Origin of the sequence: Bacillus sp. NEAU-CP5, assembly GCF_026420705.1 — a bacterium.
Taxonomy (GTDB): domain Bacteria; phylum Bacillota; class Bacilli; order Bacillales; family Bacillaceae; genus Bacillus; species Bacillus velezensis.
Genome location: NZ_JAPMOV010000001.1, coordinates 105,013 through 131,264, shown reverse-complemented (window position 1 = coordinate 131,264; position 26,252 = coordinate 105,013). Strand labels below are relative to the sequence as shown.

The 26,252-nt window shown below is 44.6% G+C and carries 33 protein-coding genes; 24 read left to right on the top strand and 9 right to left on the bottom strand.

From position 1 onward, the window contains the following. Window positions 1-3: 3 nt before the first annotated feature. The 5 genes from OTK50_RS00420 to OTK50_RS00400 all read left to right on the top strand — a co-directional run bounded on the left by OTK50_RS00420 (window position 4) and on the right by OTK50_RS00400 (window position 4,028). On the top strand, window positions 4-654 hold the full coding sequence (locus OTK50_RS00420) for a recombinase family protein (RefSeq protein WP_044801482.1): 651 nt from the start codon (window positions 4-6) through the stop codon (window positions 652-654). Window positions 655-722: 68 nt separating this feature from the next. Further along, a complete protein-coding gene (locus OTK50_RS00415; protein ID WP_003153997.1) occupies window positions 723-956 on the top strand; it encodes a DUF896 domain-containing protein in 234 nt (77 codons plus the stop codon). A gap of 166 nt (window positions 957-1,122) precedes the next feature. Then, window positions 1,123-3,126: a transketolase gene (tkt, locus tag OTK50_RS00410; protein WP_224224308.1), complete on the top strand. Its 2,004-nt coding sequence runs from the start codon at window positions 1,123-1,125 to the stop codon at window positions 3,124-3,126. A 151-nt stretch (window positions 3,127-3,277) separates the two neighbouring features. After that, on the top strand, window positions 3,278-3,724 hold the full coding sequence (sirA, locus tag OTK50_RS00405; protein ID WP_003153995.1) for a sporulation inhibitor of replication protein SirA: 447 nt from the start codon (window positions 3,278-3,280) through the stop codon (window positions 3,722-3,724). Window positions 3,725-3,809: 85 nt separating this feature from the next. Further along, window positions 3,810-4,028, top strand: a complete 219-nt coding sequence (locus OTK50_RS00400; RefSeq protein WP_003153994.1) for a YneF family protein — start codon at window positions 3,810-3,812, stop codon at window positions 4,026-4,028. A 73-nt stretch (window positions 4,029-4,101) separates the two neighbouring features. On the opposite strand, the gene OTK50_RS00395 is transcribed toward OTK50_RS00400, so the two are convergent. Beyond that, entirely contained in the window at window positions 4,102-4,275 is a 174-nt protein-coding gene (locus tag OTK50_RS00395) for an aspartyl-phosphate phosphatase Spo0E family protein (protein ID WP_012117647.1), read from the bottom strand. A gap of 201 nt (window positions 4,276-4,476) precedes the next feature. On the opposite strand from OTK50_RS00395, the gene OTK50_RS00390 reads away from it, so the two are divergent. The 3 genes from OTK50_RS00390 (at window position 4,477) to OTK50_RS00380 (ending at window position 6,202) form a co-directional block, all read left to right on the top strand. After that, window positions 4,477-5,184 (top strand): cytochrome c biogenesis protein CcdA, encoded by a 708-nt coding sequence (locus tag OTK50_RS00390; RefSeq protein ID WP_087920767.1) that lies wholly within the window; start codon window positions 4,477-4,479, stop codon window positions 5,182-5,184. A gap of 84 nt (window positions 5,185-5,268) precedes the next feature. Then, entirely contained in the window at window positions 5,269-5,631 is a 363-nt protein-coding gene (locus OTK50_RS00385; RefSeq protein ID WP_007410327.1) for a response regulator, read from the top strand. A 79-nt stretch (window positions 5,632-5,710) separates the two neighbouring features. After that, on the top strand, window positions 5,711-6,202 hold the full coding sequence (locus OTK50_RS00380; RefSeq protein WP_007611735.1) for a CcdC family protein: 492 nt from the start codon (window positions 5,711-5,713) through the stop codon (window positions 6,200-6,202). Window positions 6,203-6,229: 27 nt separating this feature from the next. On the opposite strand, the gene OTK50_RS00375 is transcribed toward OTK50_RS00380, so the two are convergent. From OTK50_RS00375 to sspO, 4 genes are all read right to left on the bottom strand, one after another. Then, window positions 6,230-6,658 carry a DUF2621 domain-containing protein gene (locus tag OTK50_RS00375; protein ID WP_007410325.1) on the bottom strand — a complete coding sequence of 143 codons (429 nt, stop codon included), beginning with the start codon at window positions 6,656-6,658 and terminating at the stop codon, window positions 6,230-6,232. 233 nt (window positions 6,659-6,891) lie between these two features. Next, window positions 6,892-7,263, bottom strand: coding sequence for an Hsp20/alpha crystallin family protein (locus OTK50_RS00370; RefSeq protein ID WP_003153985.1), 372 nt, complete (start codon window positions 7,261-7,263; stop codon window positions 6,892-6,894). A 95-nt stretch (window positions 7,264-7,358) separates the two neighbouring features. Next, complete coding sequence (locus OTK50_RS00365; RefSeq protein WP_003153984.1) at window positions 7,359-7,505, bottom strand: small acid-soluble spore protein P; 147 nt, start codon at window positions 7,503-7,505, stop codon at window positions 7,359-7,361. 29 nt (window positions 7,506-7,534) lie between these two features. After that, window positions 7,535-7,681 carry an acid-soluble spore protein SspO gene (gene sspO / locus OTK50_RS00360; protein WP_032875047.1) on the bottom strand — a complete coding sequence of 49 codons (147 nt, stop codon included), beginning with the start codon at window positions 7,679-7,681 and terminating at the stop codon, window positions 7,535-7,537. Window positions 7,682-7,912: 231 nt separating this feature from the next. On the opposite strand from sspO, the gene acnA reads away from it, so the two are divergent. From acnA to OTK50_RS00325, 7 genes are all read left to right on the top strand, one after another. Beyond that, entirely contained in the window at window positions 7,913-10,639 is a 2,727-nt protein-coding gene (gene acnA / locus OTK50_RS00355; protein WP_017417878.1) for an aconitate hydratase AcnA, read from the top strand. Between the two features lie 61 nt (window positions 10,640-10,700). Continuing rightward, on the top strand, window positions 10,701-11,210 hold the full coding sequence (locus tag OTK50_RS00350; protein WP_003153980.1) for a TlpA family protein disulfide reductase: 510 nt from the start codon (window positions 10,701-10,703) through the stop codon (window positions 11,208-11,210). 78 nt (window positions 11,211-11,288) lie between these two features. Then, window positions 11,289-11,414, top strand: coding sequence for an FbpB family small basic protein (locus tag OTK50_RS00345; protein ID WP_012117651.1), 126 nt, complete (start codon window positions 11,289-11,291; stop codon window positions 11,412-11,414). Between the two features lie 63 nt (window positions 11,415-11,477). Further along, complete coding sequence (locus OTK50_RS00340; RefSeq protein WP_003153977.1) at window positions 11,478-11,624, top strand: acid-soluble spore protein N; 147 nt, start codon at window positions 11,478-11,480, stop codon at window positions 11,622-11,624. Window positions 11,625-11,648: 24 nt separating this feature from the next. Beyond that, a complete protein-coding gene (gene tlp, locus OTK50_RS00335; protein WP_007410320.1) occupies window positions 11,649-11,891 on the top strand; it encodes a small acid-soluble spore protein Tlp in 243 nt (80 codons plus the stop codon). 86 nt (window positions 11,892-11,977) lie between these two features. Continuing rightward, entirely contained in the window at window positions 11,978-12,394 is a 417-nt protein-coding gene (locus tag OTK50_RS00330; protein WP_224224309.1) for a YbgC/FadM family acyl-CoA thioesterase, read from the top strand. Window positions 12,395-12,409: 15 nt separating this feature from the next. Next, window positions 12,410-12,709 carry a hypothetical protein gene (locus OTK50_RS00325; protein WP_007611759.1) on the top strand — a complete coding sequence of 100 codons (300 nt, stop codon included), beginning with the start codon at window positions 12,410-12,412 and terminating at the stop codon, window positions 12,707-12,709. A gap of 30 nt (window positions 12,710-12,739) precedes the next feature. Here OTK50_RS00325 and OTK50_RS00320 read toward each other — a convergent pair whose 3' ends face one another. Beyond that, window positions 12,740-13,027 (bottom strand): HesB/YadR/YfhF family protein, encoded by a 288-nt coding sequence (locus OTK50_RS00320; protein WP_007410318.1) that lies wholly within the window; start codon window positions 13,025-13,027, stop codon window positions 12,740-12,742. An 88-nt stretch (window positions 13,028-13,115) separates the two neighbouring features. After that, entirely contained in the window at window positions 13,116-13,697 is a 582-nt protein-coding gene (gene plsY / locus OTK50_RS00315; protein WP_007611761.1) for a glycerol-3-phosphate 1-O-acyltransferase PlsY, read from the bottom strand. Window positions 13,698-13,852: 155 nt separating this feature from the next. On the opposite strand from plsY, the gene OTK50_RS00310 reads away from it, so the two are divergent. The 3 genes from OTK50_RS00310 (at window position 13,853) to parC (ending at window position 19,077) form a co-directional block, all read left to right on the top strand. Continuing rightward, window positions 13,853-14,260 (top strand): CoA-binding protein, encoded by a 408-nt coding sequence (locus OTK50_RS00310; RefSeq protein WP_007410316.1) that lies wholly within the window; start codon window positions 13,853-13,855, stop codon window positions 14,258-14,260. A 423-nt stretch (window positions 14,261-14,683) separates the two neighbouring features. Next, window positions 14,684-16,651 carry a DNA topoisomerase IV subunit B gene (gene parE / locus OTK50_RS00305; protein ID WP_007611767.1) on the top strand — a complete coding sequence of 656 codons (1,968 nt, stop codon included), beginning with the start codon at window positions 14,684-14,686 and terminating at the stop codon, window positions 16,649-16,651. Window positions 16,652-16,653: 2 nt separating this feature from the next. Continuing rightward, complete coding sequence (parC, locus tag OTK50_RS00300) at window positions 16,654-19,077, top strand: DNA topoisomerase IV subunit A (protein WP_032858581.1); 2,424 nt, start codon at window positions 16,654-16,656, stop codon at window positions 19,075-19,077. Between the two features lie 51 nt (window positions 19,078-19,128). On the opposite strand, the gene OTK50_RS00295 is transcribed toward parC, so the two are convergent. Beyond that, window positions 19,129-19,254 (bottom strand): hypothetical protein, encoded by a 126-nt coding sequence (locus tag OTK50_RS00295; protein ID WP_003153957.1) that lies wholly within the window; start codon window positions 19,252-19,254, stop codon window positions 19,129-19,131. Between the two features lie 24 nt (window positions 19,255-19,278). Then, window positions 19,279-19,632, bottom strand: coding sequence for a hypothetical protein (locus tag OTK50_RS00290; RefSeq protein ID WP_065180810.1), 354 nt, complete (start codon window positions 19,630-19,632; stop codon window positions 19,279-19,281). Window positions 19,633-20,008: 376 nt separating this feature from the next. On the opposite strand from OTK50_RS00290, the gene OTK50_RS00285 reads away from it, so the two are divergent. The 6 genes from OTK50_RS00285 to OTK50_RS00260 all read left to right on the top strand — a co-directional run bounded on the left by OTK50_RS00285 (window position 20,009) and on the right by OTK50_RS00260 (window position 26,196). Next, window positions 20,009-21,427 carry an alanine/glycine:cation symporter family protein gene (locus OTK50_RS00285; RefSeq protein ID WP_071391774.1) on the top strand — a complete coding sequence of 473 codons (1,419 nt, stop codon included), beginning with the start codon at window positions 20,009-20,011 and terminating at the stop codon, window positions 21,425-21,427. A gap of 203 nt (window positions 21,428-21,630) precedes the next feature. Beyond that, the gene (locus OTK50_RS00280) at window positions 21,631-22,587 is read left to right on the top strand and encodes a sugar kinase (protein ID WP_070081888.1); all 957 of its coding nucleotides are present in this window, start codon (window positions 21,631-21,633) and stop codon (window positions 22,585-22,587) included. 29 nt (window positions 22,588-22,616) lie between these two features. Continuing rightward, on the top strand, window positions 22,617-23,636 hold the full coding sequence (locus OTK50_RS00275; RefSeq protein WP_266121818.1) for a zinc-binding alcohol dehydrogenase family protein: 1,020 nt from the start codon (window positions 22,617-22,619) through the stop codon (window positions 23,634-23,636). A 13-nt stretch (window positions 23,637-23,649) separates the two neighbouring features. After that, window positions 23,650-24,285 carry a bifunctional 2-keto-4-hydroxyglutarate aldolase/2-keto-3-deoxy-6-phosphogluconate aldolase gene (locus tag OTK50_RS00270; RefSeq protein ID WP_012117658.1) on the top strand — a complete coding sequence of 212 codons (636 nt, stop codon included), beginning with the start codon at window positions 23,650-23,652 and terminating at the stop codon, window positions 24,283-24,285. 1 nt (window position 24,286) lies between these two features. After that, window positions 24,287-25,363: a mannonate dehydratase gene (gene uxuA / locus OTK50_RS00265; protein WP_266121817.1), complete on the top strand. Its 1,077-nt coding sequence runs from the start codon at window positions 24,287-24,289 to the stop codon at window positions 25,361-25,363. Further along, on the top strand, window positions 25,360-26,196 hold the full coding sequence (locus tag OTK50_RS00260; RefSeq protein ID WP_168984958.1) for an SDR family oxidoreductase: 837 nt from the start codon (window positions 25,360-25,362) through the stop codon (window positions 26,194-26,196). Before uxuA ends, OTK50_RS00260 begins: the two co-directional genes overlap by 4 nt. Window positions 26,197-26,252 lie beyond the last annotated feature (56 nt).

The window sequence follows — 26,252 nt, the reverse complement described above, 5'->3', positions numbered from 1 at the left end:
GAAATGAAGGCGCTCATTTATGCCCGCGTAAGCACAAACAAAGAACAGCAGCAAACGTCATTAAAAAGACAGGAAGAGGAGCTCGGTGAGATCGCTGCTGCAAACGGCATGGAAGTCGTGAAAGTCATTTCTGAGAAAGCCAGCGGTTACGAAATGGACCGCGACGGAGTATTTGAAATGCTTGATGAAATTAAAAAATCACATATTGACGCGATATTGGTGCAGGACGAAACGAGATTGGGAAGAGGCAACGCCAAGATTGCGCTTTTGCATTGTATTTACAGGGAGAATGTGAAAATATATACGACGGCTCATAAAGGTGAACTGGAGCTTTCTGAAGCTGATTCGATGGTACTCGAAATCGTCAGTATTGTTGAGGAATATCAAAGGAAAATTCATAATATGAAAATCCGGCGGGGAATGAAAAGAGCCGTGAAAAACGGCTACAAACCTGAACGGAATCTGAAAAACAGGCATGAAAACAGCGGAAAAGAAAAAAAAGAGGTTCCGGTTTCGGAAATTATCAGGCTGAGAGCCAACAAGCTTACCTTTGCAGAAATCGCAGCGACCTTAAGGGGATTCGGCTATGATGTGTCCAAAGCCACGGTTCACCGGCGGTTTCAGGAATATACCGCAGACACAGAAGGCAGCTGACGCGCATCAGTTGTAAAAAAGACTGCGTTTTAGTAGTATATAATCAACACGCACCAAAGGAGCTTATTATGATTTCTAAAGAAAAAATCGCAAGAATTAACGAATTGGCTCAAAAAGCTAAATCAAACACGATAACGGATGAGGAAAAAGCTGAACAGCAAAAGCTTCGCCAGGAGTATTTGAAAGGATTCCGCTCCTCAATGAAAAATACGTTAAAGAGCGTAAAAGTGATTGATCCGGAAGGCAACGATGTCACCCCTGAAAAATTAAAAAGAGAACAACAGAAAAATAATCTTCATTAAACAGAAAGAATACGGCAATACGTATTCTTTTTTCGTATATACTAATATCAGAATGTGCTTTACGACAATTTTCAACAAGTTTATCTCAAATTTAAGCTGAAAGAGTTGAGAAAAAGTCAGCATCGCTTTATGATGAAAAGGTACAACAATATGGAAGGGGATTATAATGGATACAATTGAAAAGAAATCAGTTGCCACCATTCGTACACTATCTATAGACGCAATTGAAAAAGCGAATTCCGGACATCCGGGCATGCCGATGGGAGCTGCTCCGATGGCATACACGCTGTGGACGAAATTTATGAATGTAAATCCGCAGAATCCGGGCTGGTTTAACCGCGACCGCTTTGTTTTATCAGCAGGCCACGGTTCAATGCTTTTATACAGCATGCTGCATTTAAGCGGATATGACCTCAGCATTGAAGACTTGAAACAGTTCCGTCAATGGGGAAGCAAAACACCGGGACATCCGGAGTTCGGACACACATCCGGAGTAGACGCAACGACCGGGCCGCTTGGACAGGGTATTGCAATGGCAGTGGGAATGGCAATTGCAGAACGCCATCTGGCTGAGACATATAACCGTGATTCTTTCAACGTAGTTGATCATTATACATACAGTATTTGCGGAGACGGTGATTTAATGGAAGGCATTTCTTCCGAAGCCGCTTCTCTTGCAGGCCATCTTGAATTAGGCCGCCTGATCGTATTATACGATTCTAATGACATTTCTTTAGACGGCGATTTAGACCGTTCTTTCTCTGAAAATGTAAAGCAGCGTTTTGAAGCAATGAACTGGGAAGTTCTTTATGTTGAGGACGGAAACAACATCGCTGAATTGACGGCTGCAATTGAAAAAGCGCGCCAGAATGATAAAAAACCGACTTTGATTGAAGTGAAAACCACGATCGGTTTCGGTTCTCCAAACCGCGCGGGCACATCCGGCGTTCACGGCGCTCCGTTAGGACTAGAAGAGAGCAAGCTGACAAAAGAAGCGTATGCTTGGACGTTTGAAGAAGATTTTTATGTTCCGGAAGAAGTATACGGGCATTTCAATAAAGCGGTAAAAGAAGCCGGCTCGAAAAAAGAACAGGAATGGAATGAACTGTTCGCGGCTTATAAAGAAAAATATCCTGAGCTTGCTGAACAGCTGTCACTCGGCATGAAAGGCGAGCTTCCTAAAGACTGGGATCAGGAAGTTCCCGTTTATGAAAAAGGCAGCAGCCTTGCTTCCCGCGCATCTTCAGGTGAGGTGCTGAACGGGATCGCTAAGAAAATTCCTTTCTTTGTCGGGGGATCTGCTGACCTTGCGGGTTCAAATAAAACGACAATCAAAAATGGAGGAGACTTCACGGCCAAAGACTACGCCGGGAAAAACTTCTGGTTCGGTGTCCGTGAATTTGCAATGGGCGCTGCATTAAACGGAATGGCGCTTCACGGCGGCCTCCGCGTATTCGGCGGCACATTCTTTGTGTTCTCTGATTATTTAAGACCTGCCATTCGTCTGGCGTCATTGATGGGCCTTCCCGTCACTTATGTATTCACACATGACAGTATTGCCGTAGGAGAGGACGGGCCGACTCACGAACCGATTGAGCAGCTTGCTTCTTTACGCGCACTTCCTAACCTTTCTGTGATCAGACCTGCTGACGGAAATGAAACCGCAGCTGCATGGAAGGTTGCCGTTCAAAGCCAAGATCATCCGACAGCTCTTGTATTGACACGCCAAAACCTGCCGACGATTGATCAGCAGGCTGAAGAAGCGTATGCGGGCGTGGAAAAAGGGGCTTATATCGTTTCCAAAGCCCAAACGGAATCACCAGCCGCTCTTCTTTTAGCGACAGGTTCTGAAGTCGGACTTGCGATCGAAGCTCAAGCGAAACTGGCTGAAGAAAACATTCACGTATCTGTAGTCAGCATGCCGAGCTGGGACCGCTTTGAAAAACAATCGGCCGAGTACAAAAACAGCGTGCTTCCTCCGAATGTGACGAAACGTCTTGCGATCGAAATGGGTTCAAGCTTCGGATGGGGCAAATTTACCGGTCTTGAAGGAGACGTTCTCGCAATTGACCGTTTCGGTGCGTCAGCTCCGGGAGAAACAATTATGAAAGAATACGGGTTTACTGCAGAAAACGTGGTTGACCGCGTGAAAAAACTCCTAAACAAATAACGAGACAAAAGGGGATGAGTCAAATCATCCTCTTTTTCCTGTTTATGCGACAAAAATAGAAGGGGCGGCGTAACAGTAATAGACAATTCTTTCTTTTCTCCTTTTGTATAATAGAAAGCAATAACGAAGCGCTGTAAAAGGGGATGAGGAAATGGAACGTCATTACTATACGCACCTGATAAAGGATGAGTTTGCGAACCACTACTTCGGGCGGGAAACGGCTATGTTTGAGTTGTTTCGAGACTATCATTGGACAGACCTGACACCCCAGGAATATCAAATGACAGAAAAGCAAGTTCAATATATAACGGAACCGATTCCGGTGATACATATGCATCAGCGTCTCCAGCTGCATTTAAACCGAATGAGTTACAGCCGTTTGGATTCCATTTACCGGCTTACACTGCCCGGAGAAAAGGGCCGCGCCACCTTCATGATGAAAGACAGTTTAATTGAGATTGCAGCTTCGGGAGATTATGAGGCGGAAACGATTTTCTTTGAGATTCTGCGTAAAATCAGCCCCTGTTTTCTTGCAATGGATTTCAAGACACGGCGCTACGGGTGGTTAAATCCGGTCAGAGAAAGAAATTTTGTCTAAAAACGAGGAAAAAGAGATGTAAATGTTGTATAATAGCCTTTGGTTTAGTACACTTTAAACTAGACAACATGAAGGAGGAAATAAAATGACTTTATGGGTTGGCATCCTAGTGGGCGTTGTCGCATTGCTCATAGGTGTTGCACTCGGGTTTTTTATTGCTCGTAAATATATGATGAGCTATTTGAAAAAGAATCCGCCTATTAATGAACAAATGTTACGCATGATGATGATGCAAATGGGAATGAAACCTTCTCAAAAGAAAATTAATCAAATGATGAAAGCCATGAATAATCAAGCGAAATAATACGTACAGATTATGATATAGAGATACATGGTTATAAAAATAAAAAACCCGGAGAGGGTTTTTTATTTTGGCGTCATGTTTCACCCCAACTGCCGGTGTGCAGTTCTTTTTGGTATTGTATGAGAAGGTGGTCAAGCTCCTGGCTGAGTTCTATCGTAATGTTTGATGTCATTCCGTTTGTCATGACGATTTTAAGCAGCTCTGCCCGTTTTTTTTCAATTTCATTTAATAGATGCTCTCTAATCACAGGGATATATCCTTTCATACATAAATCTTTCACCTGAGTCGCTATTATTATATCCACATTTATACTGTTTTTCAAATAAGAAGGAGTATAATATCTCGATGTCAAATTAAATTATATAAGCTTTTTCTATAAAAAGTAATCCTTCTCGGGAAAGTGTTAAAAAAATGAAATGATTTTGTCATAACTCGAAGGGAGTGTGTCATCGTGAGTTTTAATTACTTTCTGACGTTTGGGGCCGGATTTCTGTCTTTCATTTCTCCATGCTGTCTGCCGTTGTATCCCGCTTTTTTGTCTTACATAACTGGTGTCAGTATGGACGAGGTGAAAACAGAAAAGGTGATGCTGCAAAAGCGCGGCCTCGTGCATACACTTTGTTTTTTGCTTGGTTTCTCCGTGATTTTTATCGCATTGGGATATGGAACTTCGTTTATCGGCAGTTTTTTTACCCAATATCATGAAGCGATCCGCCAGTTTGGCGCTATCATGCTGATCCTTTTCGGGCTGGTTACTGCCGGTGTGTTTCAGCCGAAATTCATGATGAAAGAGCGGCGCATTCACTTTAAGCGCCGTCCGGAGGGGTTTATCGGTTCGGTTCTGATCGGTCTTGCGTTTGCAGCCGGCTGGTCGCCGTGCAGCGGGCCTATTTTAGGAGCGGTATTTTCGCTGGCTAATACAAATCCTTCTTCAGCAGTGCCGTATATGTTTTTATATGTTCTCGGATTTGCGATTCCTTTTCTTGTTCTTTCATTTTTTATTACCAGAATGAATTGGATTCGCAAGCATCAGCTGCTTATCATGAAAATCGGCGGCATTCTTATGATTCTGATCGGAGTTATGCTGTTTTTTAACTGGATGAGCTACATTCTGATCGTTCTGTCAAATCTTTTCGGAGGATTTACGGGTCTGTAACGGATTAATAACTTTTGAACTATTATATACCCTTTTGTTTTTGGTACAATAAGACTAGTTAATGTTAAATATGTGGAGGGGAATATGACACGAGTTTTAGTTGTAGATGACGCCAAGTTCATGAGGGTGAAAATCAGAGAGATTCTGGAATCGGCGAATTACACAGTGGCCGGGGAAGCGGCTGACGGTGAGGAAGCTCTGGCAGTATATCAAAAAATCCGTCCCGACCTGGTGACAATGGATATTACCATGCCGGTCAAAAACGGTATACAGGCCCTGCAGGATATTTTAGCTTTTGACCCGAAAGCCCGGATCATCATGTGCACCGCCATGCGGCAGCAGCGGATCGTTCTGGAAGCGATTGAATTAGGCGCTAAAGACTTTATCGTTAAACCGTTTGAAGCATCTAAAGTGCTGGAGGCCGTAGGCCGGGTAACGGGAACGTAAACGTGTTCTCTTTTCAAATTGGTTTTTTTTATGTTTTTGGAGTATAGTATATAGTATCAAACTCCGTGCAAGCAAAGGAATGATAAAGATGATGATTATAATTTCATCCGTTATTGCAGCGGCCATGGCAATTTCCGTGATGATCGTCAGGATTAAATCCTCCGACAAGCCCGCTTCACCTAAAAAAATAATTCTCCCGCCGATTTTCATGAGTACGGGAGCGCTTATGTTCCTTTTTCCGATTTTCAGAGTGACGGGCGAAGAATTTTTGGAGGCCATTACGCTGGGCGTGATCTTCTCTATTTTTCTGATTAAAACATCTAAATTTGAGATTAAAAATAATGAAATCTATTTAAAACGGTCAAAAGCGTTTGTGTTTATCCTGATTGGTCTCTTGGTTATCAGAATCGCTATGAAATCCATTTTGAGCACGACGATTGATTACGGAGCTTTAAGCGGAATGTTTTGGATTCTGGCTTTCGGAATGATTGTCCCGTGGCGCATCGCGATGTTTTTGTCTTACCGCAAACTTTCGAATGAACTGAAGACCGCTGATATTCAGATGAATTAAAACCTTTCCGTCCGCCGGAAAGGTTTTTTATTTGAGCAGAGCTTGATAAGGAGTAAGATCAATCTGTTTTTCACGGAGATGCTTTTTTAAAAATTGATGATCACGCTTAGGAGTGGCCAGTATGTAACCCCTGATGATTAAATCACGGTTTATTTGTTCAGCTTCCTCCGCTAAGGAAAGTTCACCGATTTTTCCGGCGATTTTCGCTTTGGCTACATCCCGAAAGAGCTCCGGCACGGGGGCGACCAATTCATCCAAAAACGCCTTGTCACCCTCATTCCATAAGTGCCTGCTTTTTTCAATATAATAGTCCTGCCAATCCAGTTCTGACCGGCCGTCTTCTTTCGGTAAGCGTTTTAAAAATTTTCGAAACATAAAAAACCCGCCGATAGACAGCAATCCGATCATCACGATGACCCAAAATAAAATAAACCACATAAACCAGCCTTCCAGCATTGTTCTATCTCCTCCTTACTTTAACCATATTGTAAACGAAGACAGAATAGAAGAACACATGAAAAAAAGAATAGAAAAAATGATAGATGTCCAGTCATTCCGGTTGGTAGAACATATTCTATCGTATAGTGATTCTGCTATTTGGCCATGGGAGATTCACTTTGAGGGTATATGACTGATATGACCGGACAAAAAAGCCGCTTCCATTGAGGGATGAAAGCGGCTTTTTTATGTTATAGAGGAAATTGAAAGGAAAAAGAGGCAGGAGTCTCATTTGGCTCCTTGTTCATGGAGACGGTCAGAATATGGTTGGTGAAATCAGTGAAAATATGTTTGTCATTCAGATAAAAAGGAAGCACCATTTGTTTGTTTAACGTCCGTTCAAGCGTTTTAACAGAGAGCATAAACTCATTTCCCGAAAGAGTGACGGTTATCGCTTGCACCTGCTTCAGCGCCGTCAGGTCGGCTTCAATGATATATTGACGGCTTGTTTCATATAGATCGATCGGCAGCGTCTCGTCATACCAAGCATACGGGTCCTCGTAAAACTGCCGCAGCCATTCTTCCGTATCATCAAATTCTTCAGCGTTTTTTGAGTGATTCATGGAAGCATCCCTCCATATTAAAAAGCCTTGCTATAACGTATGCAGAAGCTTTGAATGGGTGAATGGCACAAAAAAAACAGACACCGGGGTCTGTTTTACATATCGTGGCTTGTATTATGTTTTTGTCTTGTATGGTTGCGGTTTTTCACTTTTTTGCTTCCGCTCAGCGGTTCCGGCTGGCCGGGGTTATGGCCCTTCGGAGCATTTTTATGCATATCTTTACTCGTATTTTTATTTGTCATGTTAAAGCCTCCTTTTTAAGGTGTTCCGGCTATTGGTTTGTTTTTCTTTTTTTATTGTTCTGCCGTTCTTCTTCCGTCAGGACGAGCTGGTCATTTTCTATATAGCCCGCGCCTTTGCCTTGGCTTTTCGCATCATTCATGCCGTTCATTACATGATTGGCTTTCCGTTTTACCATGATCATCACCTCAACATTAATATGGCTCTTTACAGCCCGTTGTATGAGGCGGAAAATCGGACAAAATTTACCGACAATCATGCTGATAAGACGATCTTATTGTATTTAATAAAAACATTGATATTTACTTATGTATGATTTTATACTAAGATGAAATTGTGAGAAAATTGTGATGGAATGTGAACATTCATCTAAAGAACGATCTTGATCATTGAAGGGGGATTTTGGAGAATGACAAATCAGCAAAAAGTCGCAACACAAGACGTTTTCCAAGCAAGAAAAACATTTTCTTCAAATGGGAAAACATACAACTACTATTCATTAAAAGCATTGGAAGACGCAGGGGTCGGCAATGTTTCAAAACTTCCTTATTCTATTAAGGTTCTTTTGGAATCCGTTTTGCGTCAGGTAGACGGACGCGTCATTACAAAAGAACATGTTGAAAATTTAGCAAGATGGGGTACTGCTGAATTAAAAGATATCGATGTGCCGTTTAAACCGTCACGGGTTATTCTACAGGACTTTACCGGTGTTCCGGCCGTAGTTGACCTGGCATCTTTAAGAAAAGCCATGGCCTCTGTCGGCGGAGACCCTGATAAAATCAATCCTGAAATTCCGGTTGACCTGGTCATTGACCACTCCGTACAAGTCGACAAAGCCGGTACGGAAGACGCGTTAGCCATTAATATGGACTTAGAATTCGAAAGAAATGCAGAACGTTATAAATTTTTAAGCTGGGCAAAGAAAGCGTTTAACAATTATCAGGCCGTTCCGCCTGCAACAGGTATCGTTCACCAGGTAAACCTTGAGTTTTTGGCAAGTGTCGTTCATACGAAAGAGGAAGACGGAGAACTTGTGACATATCCTGATACATTGGTGGGAACAGATTCCCATACAACAATGATTAACGGAATCGGCGTCCTCGGCTGGGGTGTCGGCGGTATTGAGGCGGAAGCGGGAATGCTCGGCCAGCCTTCATATTTCCCTGTTCCTGAGGTCATCGGCGCGAAACTTGTCGGAAAATTGCCTAACGGAACGACGGCGACTGACTTGGCGCTGAAAGTCACTCAAGTGCTGCGCGAAAAAGGCGTAGTCAATAAATTTGTTGAATTCTTCGGTCCTGGTGTTGCTGAGCTTCCGCTTGCGGATCGGGCGACTATTGCCAATATGGCGCCGGAATACGGAGCGACTTGCGGATTCTTCCCGGTTGACGAGGAAGCACTTTCTTACCTGCGTCTGACCGGCCGTGAAGAAGAGCAGATCGATATTGTGGAAGCATACTGCCGCAACAACGGTTTATTCTATACGCCTGACGCGGAAGAGCCGATTTTTACAGACGTTGTGGAAATTGATCTGTCAAAAATTGAAGCGAACCTATCAGGACCGAAACGTCCGCAGGATTTAATCCCGCTTTCCGTTATGCAGGAAACGTTTAAAAAACATCTTGTCAGCCCGGCCGGCAACCAAGGATTCGGAGCGGATGCTGCTGAAGAGAACAAAGAAATTTCATTTAAACTTAACAGCGGCGAAGATGCGGTTATGAAAACAGGGGCGATTGCAATCGCCGCTATTACAAGCTGTACGAATACATCAAACCCTTATGTATTAATCGGTGCCGGATTGGTAGCCAAAAAAGCGGTAGAATTAGGCTTGAAAGTGCCGAATTATGTTAAAACATCACTTGCACCGGGGTCTAAGGTTGTTACTGGATACTTAGTCAACTCAGGCCTGCTTCCTTACATGAAGGAGCTCGGCTTTAACCTCGTAGGGTATGGCTGTACGACATGTATCGGGAACTCCGGCCCGCTTTCTCCAGAGATTGAAGAAGCGGTTGCTAAAAATGATCTCTTGATCACTTCTGTCTTGTCAGGTAACAGAAACTTTGAAGGCCGGATCCATCCGCTTGTCAAAGGAAACTACCTTGCGTCACCTCCGCTTGTTGTCGCATACGCATTAGCAGGCACTGTGAATATCAACCTGAAAACGGATCCGATCGGTGTCGGAAATGACGGACAAAATGTTTATTTCGATGACATCTGGCCGTCCATGGATGAAATCAATTCTCTCGTCAAACAGACTGTTACGCCGGAATTATTCCGCAAAGAGTATGAAACGGTATTTGACGACAACCAGCGCTGGAACGAAATCGAAACGACGGATGAAGCGCTGTACAAGTGGGATCAGGATTCCACTTACATTCAAAACCCGCCGTTCTTTGAGGAAATGTCTGTAGAGCCGGGAAAAGTTGAGCCTTTAAGAGGACTTCGCGTTGTCGGCAAATTCGGCGATTCTGTGACGACTGACCACATTTCTCCGGCCGGAGCGATCGGAAAAGACACACCGGCGGGCAAATACCTGCAGGAAAAAGGCGTTTCTCCTCGTGACTTTAACTCTTACGGCTCACGCCGCGGAAACCATGAAGTCATGATGAGAGGAACATTCGCCAATATCCGCATTAAAAACCAAATCGCACCGGGTACAGAAGGCGGATACACAACACATTGGCCTACCGGGAAAGTGACATCTATTTATGATGCCTGCATGCGGTATAAAGAAGATAAAACGGGTCTTGTCGTCCTGGCCGGAAAAGATTACGGAATGGGCTCTTCACGTGACTGGGCTGCAAAAGGAACAAACCTGCTCGGTATCAGAACAGTCATTGCCGAAAGCTTTGAAAGAATTCACAGAAGCAACCTCGTCTTTATGGGTGTGCTGCCGCTCCAGTTCAAACAGGGTGAAAACGCGGATACACTCGGCTTAACCGGTAAGGAAGTCATCGAGGTGGATGTTGATGAATCTGTACGTCCGCGTGACTTGCTGACTGTCAGAGCAATCAGTGAAGACGGTACGGTAAAAACATTTGAAGTTGTTGTCCGTTTTGACAGTGAAGTGGAAATTGATTACTATCGCCACGGCGGCATTTTACAAATGGTGCTACGCGATAAAATGAAACAGTAGCAGAATGAACAAAGGAGAGAAAGCAGTCTGCTTTCTCTCTTTTTATGCGGGAGGCCTTGGGATGCTTGCGAAATGGCTGGGCGGAATGTTACTTATCGGGTTGTTAGTGTATGCGGGCTGGAACATTTACTCTGTACAAAAAAGTCCGAAAGAAGGGACAGAAGAAGGGATGAAAGCCCCTGACTTTACACTTGATACATTGTCAGGAAAAAGCATCTCCCTTTCTGATTATAAAGGAAAAAAAGTGCTCCTCAATTTCTGGGCGACGTGGTGCAAGCCGTGCCGAATGGAAATGCCCGATATGCAGGAGCTGCAGAAAGAATATCCTGATATTGCGGTAGCAGCCGTTAATTTTACGTCCTCTGAAAAAAATATACAGGCTGTGAAATCATTTGCTGATCATTATCAGCTGACCTTCCCTATTCTGATTGACAAAAGCGGAATTAACGGAGATTTCAACGTGCTTTCTTATCCGACAACATACATATTAGACGAAAAAGGAACCATTCAGCATATTCGCGTAGGCACAATGACAAAAAAAGAAATGAAAGAAAAACTGGATCTCAAATAGAGGTTCAGTTTTTTTATTGTGAAGGGCTTAGGTTTTGAAAAATTGGAAAAAATGAATGAAAACACGGAGGTGAGAAGATTGAAAAAAATGCGAAAACGTTCTTTTCATGAATTGGTTATGGAAAATAAACGTGAGCTGATGACCAATACGGAATATTTGAATCAGCTTGAAGAAAAGCTGGAGCAGCGGTTCAAACAAAAATAACCTTTAATTTGCAGTCATGTTTGAACCTCCTTTTGCAAAATATACTCTTAAGGAGGGATGAACATGGGCATAAACAAGAAAGACGGCCAGCCGCAATACGCTCCGAGCCACTTAGGGACAAAACCCGTTAAATATAAACGCAACAAAGGGGAAAAGTTTCATGACAAGTCAAACGGACATCCGATTGTCATGCAGACGAAAGGCGAATAACATCATCAAAGGAGAGCAGACATTATGACAAACAATTATCAAAAACCGAATCCGGATGACCGCTCCGATAACGTTGAAAAGCTGCAGGATATGGTGCAGAATACAATTGAGAATATAGAAGAAGCCAAAGAATCAATGGAATTTGCGACAGATGAGGAAAAACAGCGCATTCAAGAGAAGAATGCCAGACGCAATGAAAGCATTGAATCGTTCCGCAGTGAAATCCAGGATGAATCGGCTGCAAGAGAAAACGGCTATCAATCATAATAAAAACCAGGGAAACCTGGTTTTTTTCTCTTTCCGGCTCGTTGTGATAAAATGGGGCTAATCTGATAATAAGGGAGCAGAGAACGTTGCATGTGTCAAAAAAAGAAATAGAAGTGCGTTATGCGGAAACAGATCAAATGGGCATCGTCTATCATGCCAATTACTTAGTCTGGATGGAGGTCGGCAGAACGGCGCTGATTAAGGAACTCGGATTCCTTTACAAGGATATGGAAGATAGAGGAGTGCTGTCCCCTGTATTGGATATCAACATTTCTTATAAAAAGCCGCTCCGCTACGGAGAAACGGCTGTCGTACATACTTGGATTGAAGAATATAATGGATTTAAAACCGTTTACGGCTACCACATCTATAATCCGGACCAAGAACTTGCCATCAAAGCGACATCCTCTCATATATGCGTTGATAAAGAGAGCTTCAAACCGATTCAGTTTCGCAAGGCTTTTCCTGATTGGCATGCCGCTTACGAAAAGGCAAAAAAATAAGGAGCGGCTGCAGTTATGGCATTTGGAATTACGCGTAAGGAACTGGAAAGATGGAAGCGGGATGTGTCGGAAGGAAAAATCGCTTTTTTAACGCATTACTGGCTGGACGACCGCTTTCCGGAGGCTAAGACCGTGACGAAGGCCGGTTCAAGCGACCTCAATAAACTGATCAGATGGGGAGCGGAGTACGGGCTGAAGCCGGAGTGGATTCACCATAAAAATGAATTTCCCCACTTTGACCTGCTCGGTGATACGCAGAGAAGCATATTAGAAAAAGAACGTCTGACTGATCATCTCAAAAGGTTCAGGCTGTAAAAAAAAGAACGCATCCGCTGCGTTCTTTTTTTACACATAATCAAATACCGGCTCTTCCGCCTGATCTGAATATGTGACTGACAAATCATGATTATCAAAGTACCATAAGTCGCTTTCTTCAATAAAAAAGGTAATGCCTTCAACTTCCGTGCTGGTGCCGATGTTCATCGGCCGGTCTTTTAAAATGCCGAGAGAAAAGCCTTTCTGAACGTTGCTGCATCCCCCGTAACGGACAAAGAAACGGACATGATCACCTGTTTCCAGATCGAGCTCTTCTTTGTACCAATCCAGCGCGCCTTTCGTTACTTTCATGTTCATCCGGAACACTCCCTTTTTGTTTCTCATATAAAGAAATTATCTCTATTATAAACGCATATGGCATTTTGATGTCAAAATTGAAGTTTCATCAAAACCATTTGATCTTCGGCTCTGTTTTGTTTATAATCCGTTTGATGTTTGCCCTGTGTCTGTAGATAACAAACGCGGTCAAGAGCGTCACTACGATTAATAAATAAGGGTCTTTTACAAACAGACAGTAAATAATCGTATAAATCCCTGTTAACATTGAAGACAGAGAAACAAATTTCGTAAGGAATAAAAATACGAAAAATACTGCAACCATCGTAACGAATAACAGCGGAGCATAAAACAGCAGGACGCCCCCTGATGTGGCTACGGCTTTGCCTCCTTTAAACTTTGCGAACACGGGGAATACATGGCCGATCACTGCTGCCACCCCTGCGAGAAGAGGATGAATGGGGACGTGCAGTAAATATGGGAGCGCCGCGGCCAGGGTGCCTTTTAAAATATCGGCTGCGACGACGACAGATCCCGCTTTAACGCCAAGCGTGCGAAAAGCATTTGTAGCGCCCAAATTGCCGCTTCCGTGTTCTCTAATATCGATCCCTTTCGCAAGTTTGCCTACGATTAAACCTGACGGGATGCTGCCTATTACATAGGCCAAAATAATCAATAAAGCAATCAACATCTACATTTCTCCTTTTCAATGTCCCTTCACTTTATTTTAACACGAGTTGTTACCGTCTGATGACAAGTTTTTTTGAGAATTAAGCTGACAAAGCGCTTTTTTTGATTCCGGCAAAGCGGTCATGTACAATATATTATCAAAAGGAGATGGTAAAGATGCAAAATCCTTCAAAATCAGAGATTAAAGAAATTCTGGACCGGAGCAAACGGATCGCAGTCGTCGGGCTGTCAGACCGTCCCGACCGGACTTCTTACATGGTTTCCAAAGCGATGCAGGATGAAGGGTATGAAATTATTCCCGTCAATCCAACGATTGATGAGGCGCTTGGCGTTAAAGCCGTCGCTTCATTAAAAGACGTGGAAGGACCGATTGATATCGTGAATGTGTTCAGACGCTCTGAGCAGCTTCCCGGCGTCGCAGAAGAATTTTTACAGACGGACGCTCCCGTTTTTTGGGCGCAGCAGGGTCTTGCAAATGAAGAAGCGTATCGCATGATTACAGACAAAGGACGGACGGCTGTTATGGATTTATGTATAAAAGTCGCCCGCGCTGTTATAAAATAGGAACAAAAAAGGCAAAAATCCTTGGCAAATCAGGGGTTTTTGCTTTTTTATTGAAAGAATACTCTTTGCGTATGATGATGAAACAGATACAATAAAGCATGAACAGCTTTTTTAGAAACCCCTTTATACAGGGGTTTACAGTCTGTTTGCGATGGCCCGCATAAAGCTATATAATAGAAAGCGAACTCATGTTCTTATCCGCCGAAAAGGGCACCAAAAAGATGAAAAGCCGTTCGAATGTATGTCTTGCGGCCTAAAAAACGAGCCATTCGCTTAAATATGTTGCGAAATCAAGCATATTGGTTATAATTGTGAGTCCGAGGAGAATTGGACCGAAGCTTGCGCATACTGAAAAACAAAGACATGAAAACATTTAAAAAAGAGAATGATTAAGAGCAGGTTTTTTGAAAGGGGTTTGTACGTTTGGCTAGAAAACAGCAATTTGATTACAACGAAGATGCCATACAGGTGCTTGAAGGCCTGGAAGCCGTCAGAAAACGACCGGGAATGTACATCGGTTCGACGGACGCACGCGGCCTGCACCATCTCGTATATGAGATCGTCGACAATTCCGTCGATGAAGTTCTTGCCGGCTACGGAGATCATATTATCGTAACGATACATAAGGACAACAGCATCTCTGTACAGGACAGAGGACGCGGAATGCCGACCGGGATGCATAAGCTCGGAAAGCCGACGCCGGAAGTTATTTTCACCGTGCTGCATGCCGGGGGGAAATTCGGACAGGGCGGCTATAAAACAAGCGGCGGTCTGCATGGTGTCGGCGCATCTGTCGTAAACGCATTATCGGAGTGGCTGACAGTTACTATTGAGCGTGACGGATATGTTTATAAACAGCGGTTTGAAAACGGCGGCAAGCCCGTGACTTCACTTGAAAAAATCGGAACGACCAAAAAAACGGGAACGCTTACCCATTTTAAACCTGATCCGTCAATGTTCAGCGCAACGGTTTATAATTTTGACACGCTGTCAGAACGTCTGCGCGAATCGGCTTTCTTGTTAAAAGGTTTGAAAATAGAATTAATTGATGAACGGAACGGCGTAAAAGAAGTATTTTATTATGAGAACGGAATTGAAGCATTTGTCGCTTATTTAAACGAGGAAAAAGACGCTTTATGCGAAGTGGTTTCCTTTGAAGGCGAGCATCATGACATTGAAGTCGATTTCGCGTTTCAGTTTAATGACGGGTATTCAGAAAATATGCTGTCATTCGTTAATAACGTCAGAACAAAGGACGGCGGCACCCACGAATCAGGAGCCAAAACGGCAATGACAAGAGCGTTTAACGAGTATGCGCGAAAGGTCGCCCTTTTAAAAGAGAAAGACAAGAACCTTGAAGGCGCCGATATCAGGGAAGGTTTGTCCGCAATCATTTCCGTGCGTATCCCGGAGGAACTGCTGCAATTTGAAGGCCAGACGAAAGGGAAGCTTGGCACAAGTGAGGCGAGATCCGCCGCGGACGCCGTCATTTCCGAGAATCTTGCTTATTTCTTGGAAGAAAACCGCGATACGGCGACCCTGCTTGTCAAAAAAGCGATTAAAGCCAGCCAGGCCCGTGAAGCGGCCCGTAAAGCGAGAGAAGAAGCGAGAAGCGGCAAAAAGCGAAAAAAATCAGAAGCGACGCTGAGCGGAAAACTCACACCGGCCGGTTCCAGAAATCCGGCGAAGAATGAATTGTATCTTGTGGAGGGAGACTCTGCGGGAGGTTCTGCAAAACAGGGAAGAGACCGGAAATTCCAAGCCGTGCTGCCCCTTCGCGGAAAGGTCATCAACACAGAGAAAGCAAAGCTTGCAGACATCTTCAAAAATGAAGAAATCAATACGATTATTCATGCGATCGGCGGCGGTGTCGGCGCAGATTTTGAGATAGACGACATCAACTATGACAAGATCATCATCATGACGGACGCGGATACCGACGGCGCGCACATTCAAGTCTTGCTGTTAACGTTTTTCTACCGCTATATGAAACCTTTAATCGAGCACGGAAAAGTCTTCATCGCCCTTCCGCCTCTTTACAAAGTGAGCAAAGGAAGCGGTAAGAAAGAGATTATTGAATATGCTTGGTCCGACGAAGAAATGGACGGCGTTTTAAAGAAAGTCGGCAAAGGGTATACCATCCAGCGCTATAAAGGTCTGGGAGAAATGAACGCAGACCAGCTCTGGGAAACGACGATGAATCCCGAATCGCGAACGCTCGTCAGAGTCAAGATCGACGATGCGGCACGGGTAGAGCGCCGCGTAACGACATTAATGGGAGACAAAGTAGAACCGAGAAGAAAATGGATTGAAAAGAATGTTGCCTTCGGATTAGATGAGGAAAGCAATATTTTAGAAAATGAAAACTTGTCGGTCGCTGAGGAGGTTTAATAGTGGCACAGCCAGAATTATTTCATGATTTACCGTTAGAAGAAGTAATCGGCGACCGTTTCGGACGCTACAGTAAATACATTATTCAAGACAGGGCGCTGCCCGACGCTCGTGACGGTTTAAAGCCGGTGCAGCGGAGAATTTTATACGCCATGCACGCAGACGGAAATACATTCGATAAAAATTTCCGTAAAGCGGCGAAAACGGTCGGAAACGTTATCGGTAATTATCATCCGCACGGTGACAGCTCCGTTTATGAAGCGATGGTGCGGATGAGCCAGGATTGGAAAGTGCGGAATGTGCTGATTGAGATGCACGGCAACAACGGAAGCATTGACGGTGATCCGCCGGCTGCCATGCGTTATACAGAAGCAAGATTATCTTCTATCGCGTCAGAGCTTTTGCGTGATATTGATAAAAATACGGTTGAATTCGTTCCGAACTTTGATGACACTAGTAAAGAACCGGTTGTTTTGCCCGCCATGTTCCCTAACTTGCTTGTCAACGGATCAACCGGGATTTCAGCGGGCTATGCGACTGATATTCCCCCTCATCATCTGGGTGAGGTCATTGATGCCGTCATTAAACGGATTGAATCTCCGGATTGCACCGTCGATGACTTGATGCAGGTGATTAAAGGGCCTGACTTTCCGACAGGAGGCATTATTCAAGGAGTCGACGGCATTCGGAAGGCTTATGAAACCGGTAAAGGCAAAATTATTATCCGTGGCAAGGCTGAAGTGGAATCCGTAAGAGGCGGACGGGAGCAGATCGTCATTACAGAAATTCCGTTTGAAGTAAACAAAGCCAATCTCGTTAAGAAAATGGACGAATACCGCATAGACAAAAAAGTCGAAGGCATTTCTGAAGTCAGGGATGAAACTGACCGCACGGGGCTTCGGGTGGTCGTTGAGTTAAAGAAAGAAGCCGATGCAAAAGGCATCCTGAATTTCTTATATAAAAACACTGATCTGCAGACAACATATAACTTTAATATGGTCGCCATACATAACCGCCGGCCGATGCTGATGAGTCTTACGGCCATCCTGGATGCGTATATTTCCCATCAGAAGGAAGTGGTGACAAACCGCTCCGTCTTTGAATTGCAAAAAGCAAAAGAGCGGCATCACATCGTTGAAGGACTGATGAAGGCGCTGTCTGTGTTAGATGAGGTCATAGCGGTCATCCGGGCAAGCAGCGACAAGAAAGATGCGAAACAAAACTTAATTTCTAAATTCGCATTTACGGAGCCTCAGGCCGAAGCAATCGTATCCTTGCAGCTGTATCGTCTGACAAACACGGATATTACGGCGCTAAAAGAGGAAGCGGAAGAGCTCAGCAAGAAAATTCAGGAGCTCGAAGCCATTTTAAGTCATGATAAAAAGCTGTTAAAAGTCATTACAAGCAGCCTGAAAAAATTGAAAAAGACCTATGCTGACAGCAGACGGTCTGTCATTGAAGAAAAGATTGAGGAAATTAAAATCAATCTTGAAGTCATGGTTGCCTCTGAGGACGTATATGTGACAGTCACTAAAGACGGCTATGTAAAACGAACAAGCCAGCGGTCATTTGCCGCTTCTAACGGCCAGGATTTCGGTATGAAGGATACTGACAGGCTGATTCACCAATTTGAAATGAATACAACGGATGTTCTCCTGCTCTTTACCAATAAGGGAAGCTATGTTTATTGTCCGGTTCACCAGCTTCCCGATATCAGGTGGAAAGACATGGGGCAGCACGTAACGAACATCATCACGATTGACCGTGATGAAACCATCGTGAAAGCTATACCGGTAAAAGAATTTGATCCATCTTCATATTTATTGTTCATGACGAAAAACGGCATGGTGAAAAGAACTGAAATGACGCATTACAAAGCGCAGCGTTACTCGAAAGCGCTTGTTGCCCTTAACCTTAAAGGGGATGATGAGCTGATTGATGTTCATGTCACAGACGGCGGCAGCCAGCTGTTTATCGCCACCCGCCTCGGGTACGGTTTATGGTTCGGTGAAGATGAAGTAAATGTAGTCGGTGCCCGTGCGGCCGGCGTAAAGGGCATAAATTTAAAAGACGGTGATACCGTCGTATCAGGGCAAATTCTGCATGAAACAGATTCGCTCGTCCTTGTCACACAGCGGGGAGCAATCAAACGGATGAACCTATCTGAATTCGAAAAAACATCCAGGGCGAAACGCGGTGTCATCATGCTGCGTGAGCTTAAAAAGAACCCGCATCGGGCAGTCGGCGTATTTGCGTGCGCTTTGGCCGATATGATCGCTGCGGAAACAGAAAAAGGCGAAAGAATCGAAATCGCCGTGAAGTCCTTGCGGGCGAATGACCGATACAGCAATGGCTCCTTCTTTACCGATGAAGATGAGACAGGGCCGGTAACAGATGTATGGCGTATCCCTGCATACGATGTTTAAGAGTAAAATTAAAATAAAAAACCTCCGCTCATTGAGCGGAGGTTTTACTATTTAGCTTTCATGGCTGCCGAATAAGTCAGTGATAGCGTGAATGACTTCGATTCCCTGCCATACAAATAAATTCAACGCAGTGAATGAAAACAACCCTAAAATCACCATTCGTAAGATAAACAACATGTTTAACAACCTCCTCATTTTATGTTACATAGATAGGCGATGTTGAACATGAAGCTCATCGAAATACGAGGACTGATAAAATTTAGCGATTAAAAAGCTTTTCTTTCGCTGTCTTCTCCGGGAAGCGGGGAGTCTCCTGTCTGATATCACGATCAGTGAGACAGAAGCGGCAAAAAGCGCCGTCAAGATATATGAGCCCGTCAGCGATTTTTTCTCATCATCAGCATTTTGGCCGGCCTTCATTTCGTGCATTTCCTGCTGGTCGGCTACCGCTTTAAAATGATGAGCGGTATCAAACGCATGGGGAATGGAGAGCAAATGAAAGCTTGCAATCGCTAAAAATAAAATAGAAGCTTTTAAAAACAAGATTTTTTTCAAATGTTCTCCCCCCTTCATAAGTCTGAATATTTTTATTATAATACCCTAATTTAAATGTAAAGTAAACACATTTATTAAATTTAAAAAATTATTATCCTGGTTAAGTATATACCATTCCATCCATCTTTTCATCTCTTTTTTCTTAAAGACCTATTTGTTATGATATGCACGCATTCCTTATGACGTGACAACATTTTTCGGGCTGTAAGATAAAAAACGGGGCATGACAGCAAAAGATGTGATGAAGAAACCGAAACATTTTCTTAAAAAAACTTCTCAACCACTGTTGTTGTGATATAATAATACCCGTTGTGTTAAAAGATCTAACATATGCAGCAAAAATGACAGTAAAAGATATGTAAAAGGGAGGTTAAACATGGAGGCTTTCATCAGTGAAATCATAAATGTTCCAAATGATTTTATTTGGAAGTATCTTGTTTATATTTTAGTCGGGATCGGATTGTACTTTACGTTCCGTTTTCGCTTTATTCAATTCCAGTACTTTTTTGAAATGTTCAGAATCGTCGGGGAGAAGCCGCAAGGAAATAAAGGAGTGTCTTCAATGCAGGCATTCTTTATCTCAGCCGCTTCTCGTGTCGGAACCGGAAACTTGACCGGCGTCGCGCTGGCGATTGCAACAGGCGGTCCCGGCGCAGTATTTTGGATGTGGATCGTAGCGATTGTCGGTATGGCTTCCAGCTTTGTGGAAAGCACTTTGGCGCAGCTGTATAAAGTGCGTTCCGGTGACGAATTCCGCGGCGGTCCGGCATATTACATGGCAAAGGGACTGGGCGCCCGCTGGCTCGGTATTTTATTCGCCGTATTGATTACCGTTTCTTTCGGACTTATCTTTAACGCGGTGCAGTCAAATACGATTTCTGTGGCGTTTGACGAAGCATTCCATGTGAATAAAACAGTTATCGCAATCATTTTAGCTGTATTAACGGCTTTCATTATATTCGGCGGTCTGAAGCGTGTTGTATCTGTCTCGCAATTAATCGTTCCGGTTATGGCGGGAATGTATATTCTGATCGCGCTGTATGTCGTGATTGTAAATATCTCGGCGGTACCTGAGCTGCTTGTTACCATTGTGAAAAATGCGTTCGGTTTTGAGCAGATCGTCGGCGGAAGCTTAGGAAGCATCATTATTATCGGAGCGCAGCGCGGCCTGTTTTCAAACGAAGCGGGTATGGGAAGCGCGCCGAATGCCGCAGCAGCTGCACATGTGTCGCATCCGGCTAAGCAGGGATTAATTCAGACCCTCGGCGTGTTCTTTGATACGTTTATCGTTTGTACATCGACTGCTTTTATCATTTTATTGTACAGCTTTACGCCTAAAGGCGACGGCATCCAAGTGACGCAAGCCGCACTGCAGCACCATCTCGGCGGATGGGCGCCGACATTTATTGCGATTGCGATGTTTTTATTCGCATTCAGCTCAGTCGTCGGCAACTATTACTATGGTGAAACGAATATCGAATTTATTAAAACAAGCAAAACATGGCTTAATATTTACCGCGTATTCGTCGTAGTGATGGTGGTATACGGATGTTTGGCTGACTTCCAGATCGTCTGGGACATGGCAAACTTGTTTATGGGACTCTTGGCTCTCATTAACTTAGTGGCAATCTTACTGCTGAGTAATGTAGCCTACAAGATCTATAAGGATTATGCCGCTCAGCGCAAAAAAGGTCTTGATCCTGTATTCAAAGCCGAGAATACCCCGGAGCTCCAGCATATTGAAACATGGGCGGAAGAAGAAGGTACAAGCCCTGAACGTAAGACTGCTAACTGAGGACACATGCATACAATTTTCAAAAAAACCCCTTACATTTTGTTGTGAGGGGTTTTTTATGTGAAAAACCGGGTTATTTTTACTGAAAACAGATTTTTTTGAATTTATTGTATTTTTCTCTTGTGTATGTAAGGGCTTTCATATAAAGTTTAACTAAACCGGTTTACCAAACCGATTTAGTCTTAAAGGAAAGGAGTATTGATGTGGCTTCTGATTATGGCATTTTTACGATCGGTGATGCGATGATCACCTTAAATCCCGCAAGCACAGGACCTTTGCGTTTTGTTACCCATTTTGAACGAAAAGCAGGAGGAGCTGAACTGAATTTTGCGATTGCATGCGCCAGATTGAACCTGCACTCAAAGTGGGTCAGCAGACTGGGGAAGGATGAGTTCGGCAGGGTGATTTATCAGTTTGCCAAAGGAGAAGGAATTGATGTGACTGACGTCTCCTATGTTGAAGGCTTTCCTACATCTTTAAATGTCAAAGAGATCAGAAATGACGGTTCAGGCAAGACGTTTTACTATCGTTTCAATTCACCAATTCTGACTCTTGCACCGGAAGATATAACAGAGAATATGTTTGCCGGCATTCACATCGTTCATCTTACCGGTGTGTTCCTCGCACTTGATAAGAAAAATCTTGAAATTGCTGAAAGAGTGCTTTCCATCGCCAAAGCAAGAAAGATTCCCGTATCTTTTGATCCGAATATCAGGCTGAAGCTGTGGACGATTGAGGAGGCGCGTGCGGCATTTCATCAAATCTTTCCGCATACTGATATTCTTCTGGCGGGCCGGGACGAAATGAAACAGCTGACAGGTATAGGAGAAAATGAAGCATTAGCCCGGTTTGCAGAGAGCTATTCAATCAGTCAGCTTGTCATAAAAGACGGTGAAGCAGGTTCTGCGCTGTATCATGATCATAAGTGGGTTCACAAAGAGGCTTTCCCGGTTGCGCCTGTCGACACGGTAGGAGCGGGTGACGGCTTTAATGCCGGCTACCTGTACAGTTATCTGCATGGTTTTGAACCGGAAAAACGTCTGGAGTTTGCAAATGCAGTCGGTGCGCTCGTCACCACAGTTTCCGGTGACAATGAAGGGCTTCCCTGCCTAGAAGAGGTTCTGTCATTTGTAAACAAAGAGACTGTGATTGAACGGTAGCAAGCACAACTTAAAAAGCGGGTGAAAAAATGAAAGCGGTTCAAGTACGGAAAGCATTTGATCTGATGGTGACGGAATGTGAGAAACCGTCAGTTCTCCACGCGGATGATGTTCTTGTCAAGGTGAAGCGGGTCGGAATTTGCGGATCAGATTTGCATATTTATCATGGGACAAATCCGTTAGCTTCCCTGCCGAGAGTAATCGGACATGAAGTCACAGGGGAAGTCGCAAAGACCGGTTCTCATGTCCGGCGTTTCAAGCCGGGTGACCGGATAGTGATTGAACCGATATCTTATTGCGGAACATGCTATGCCTGCCGGAAAGGACGTCCGAACGTCTGCAAAGCGCTTTCGGTGTTCGGCGTTCATGAAGATGGCGGGATGCGGGAATATATCGTGCTTCCGGAAAAGCAGCTGCATGCTGTTTCGCCCGATCTGCCCTGGGAGGAAGCGGTCATGGCAGAACCATATACGATCGGCGCCCAGGCTGTTTGGAGAGGCCGCGTCGAAAAGGAAGATACCGTTTTGATTCAAGGAGCGGGGCCAATCGGAATCTGCATATTAAAAATGGCAAAGTTCAAAGGCGCTTCCGTCATGATAACCGACTTGAATGATGAACGCTTAGCATTCGCTGAAAAAAACGGTGCGGACGTTACCGTCAACGCGCAAAAAGAAGATCCCGTTTTGCGGGTGAACGAATGGACAAAAAATGAAGGCGCCAATGTCGTCATTGATGCTGTCTGTCTCCCCTCAACGTTTGAAACGTCCATTGACGCGGTGTCTCCGGCCGGTCATGTGGTTGTGCTAGGTTTTGATGAGAGGACTGCCGGCATTTCTCAGCTTCCGATCACAAAAAAGGAAGTCACGATCACCGGTTCAAGATTGCAGACGAATCAGTTTCCGTACATTACAGACTTACTGAATAAAGGCCTGTTAACGCACGGCGGTCTTATTACACATACATTTTCAGCAGATGACGTCCATCAAGCATTTCAGTTGATCGAACAGCACCCGGGCAAGGTGGGAAAAGCAATCATTACGTTTGATTAAAGGAGGAGCGAGAATGCTGCCTAAGTACGCCATTTACGAAAAACTTCTGCATGCACAAGTGGTGGCTGTCATAAGGGGACAAAACAGCCAAGAGGCGCTTGAAGTTTCAAAAGCGGCCATTTCAGGAGGTATCAGCGCCATTGAGCTTACATACACAACTCCTGAAGTGGAAGATGTCTTTAAGGAACTCCGGCATCAAGATATTCTTCTTGGAGCCGGTTCTGTAATGGATACAGAAACGGCGAGACACGCCATTTTATCAGGCGCCTCATTTATCGTCAGCTCTCATTTTGTAAAAGAGATAGCATCTCTATGCAACCAGTACAGCGTACCGTATCTTCCGGGATGCATGAGCGTGTCTGATATGGCTTTGGCGCTCGAAGCCGGATGTGATGTGGTAAAGCTGTTCCCCGCTAATTCGTTTGACCCTTCATTTATCAAGTCGGTCAACGGACCTCTGCCGAATGTCCGCATTATGCCGACCGGGGGTATCTCATTAAACAGCATGAATGACTGGCTTTCTGCCGGAGCGGTCGCGGTCGGAGTGGGAAGTGACTTGACAAAAGCATATCAAAAGGGCGGCTATGAAGCTGCCGTATCCCTCAGCAAAGAATACGTCTGCCGAAAAAACGAATATACGGGGGTGTAACATGAATATCACGTTTCGCTGGTATGGCCAAGGTAATGATACGGTGACTCTTGAACATGTCAGACAAATTCCCGGGGTCAAAGGCATCGTCTGGGCTCTTCACCAGAAGCCCGCGGGCGAAGTATGGGAAAAGGAGGACATTGAAGTGGAAGTCAGATTCATTCAATCCTATGGGTTTCATGCAGAGGTCGTGGAAAGCGTGAATGTTCATGAAGCCATTAAACTCGGCCATGAAGAACGCGGACAATATATCGAACACTATAAACAGACCATTCGCAATCTGTCCGAATTCGGCGTGAAAGTCATCTGTTACAATTTCATGCCGATATTTGACTGGACGCGTACCGATATGTTCCGAGCGCTGGAGGATGGGTCAACCGCTTTGTTTTTTGAAAAAGCGAAAGTGGAAAGTCTGCCTCCGGAGGAACTGATCCGCACGGTTGAGAAATCTTCTGATTTGACGCTTCCCGGGTGGGAGCCGGAGAAAATGGCCCGGATCAAGGAACTGTTTGAGGCCTATCAAACGGTCGGTGAAAAACAGCTTTGGGCCAATCTAGAATTCTTTTTATATGAAATCCTTCCTGTAGCGGAGGAACACGGCATTCAAATGGCCATTCATCCGGATGATCCGCCCTGGTCAATTTTTGGCCTGCCCCGTATTATCACCGGTGAGAAAAGTTATGAAAAGCTGCGAGAGATTTCAGATTCACCCGCCAACTGTATTACGTTGTGCACGGGTTCGATGGGAGCGGATCCCGCCAATGATATGGTGAAGATCGCCAAACACTATGCGGGAGCTGCGCCGTTTGCCCATATACGAAATGTGAAAATCTGTGATAACGGTGATTTTACGGAAACTTCGCATCTTACCAGTGATGGGTCCATTGATATTACCGGTGTGGTAAAAGAATTGCACGGCCAAGGCTACAAAGGATATGTACGGCCTGATCACGGCCGTCATATCTGGGGCGAACAATGCCGGCCGGGTTATGGTTTATATGATCGTGCCTTAGGAATTATGTACTTGAGCGGACTGTGGGATGCATTCTCGTCTCATGAGAAAGAGGTGAAGGGATGAGACCGATTCATGAACGTTTATCAGGAAGAACCGCTGTCATAACAGGCGGGAGCGGTGTTCTCTGTTCAGCAATGGCAAAGGAGCTTTCACGGCAGGGGATGAAAATTGCGATCGTCAGCCGGAATGCTGATAAAGCAGAGCGTGCGGCGGGCGAGATTGCTGACGCTGGAGGAACCGCGGTTTCTGTACCGGCTGATGTTTCAGCCCGTGATTCGCTCGAAAAGGCAAAAGACGAGATTATCAGCCGGTTCGGTTCTGTCAATCTTTTAATTAACGGAGCCGGGGGAAACCACGCTGATGCGATCACTGCCAGTGAGACGTATGAAGAGGATGAGCAGAGCCCATCATTTTTTGATATGGACGAAACGGGATTTTCCAGCGTATTTTCAAGCAACTTTACCGGTGCATTTCTGGCATCGCAAGTGTTTGGAAAAGACCTTTTGAAGGCGGAATATCCCGCGATTATTAATGTTTCTTCTATGAGCGCGTATACACCGATGACAAAGGTGCCTGCCTACAGCGCGGCTAAGGCGGCGGTTCAGAATTTTACGATGTGGATGGCTGTTCATTTCGCAAAAAAAGGGCTGCGGGTGAATGCCATCGCTCCGGGTTTCTTTTTGACTGCGCAAAACCGTGAGTTGTTATTACAGGAAGATGGAAGTCTGACAGACCGATCCAATAAGATTATGGCACATACACCGATGAAACGTTTCGGGAAACCGGAAGACCTTCTGGGAACGCTCCTGTGGCTTTCGGATGATTCATGCTCAGGCTTTATCACCGGGGTCACCGTTCCCGTCGACGGAGGTTTTATGGCTTATTCGGGAGTGTGACAGAATCCCTGTCCCTGTCAGATTGTAAACGATTTACTTCTGACTTATACTAGTGA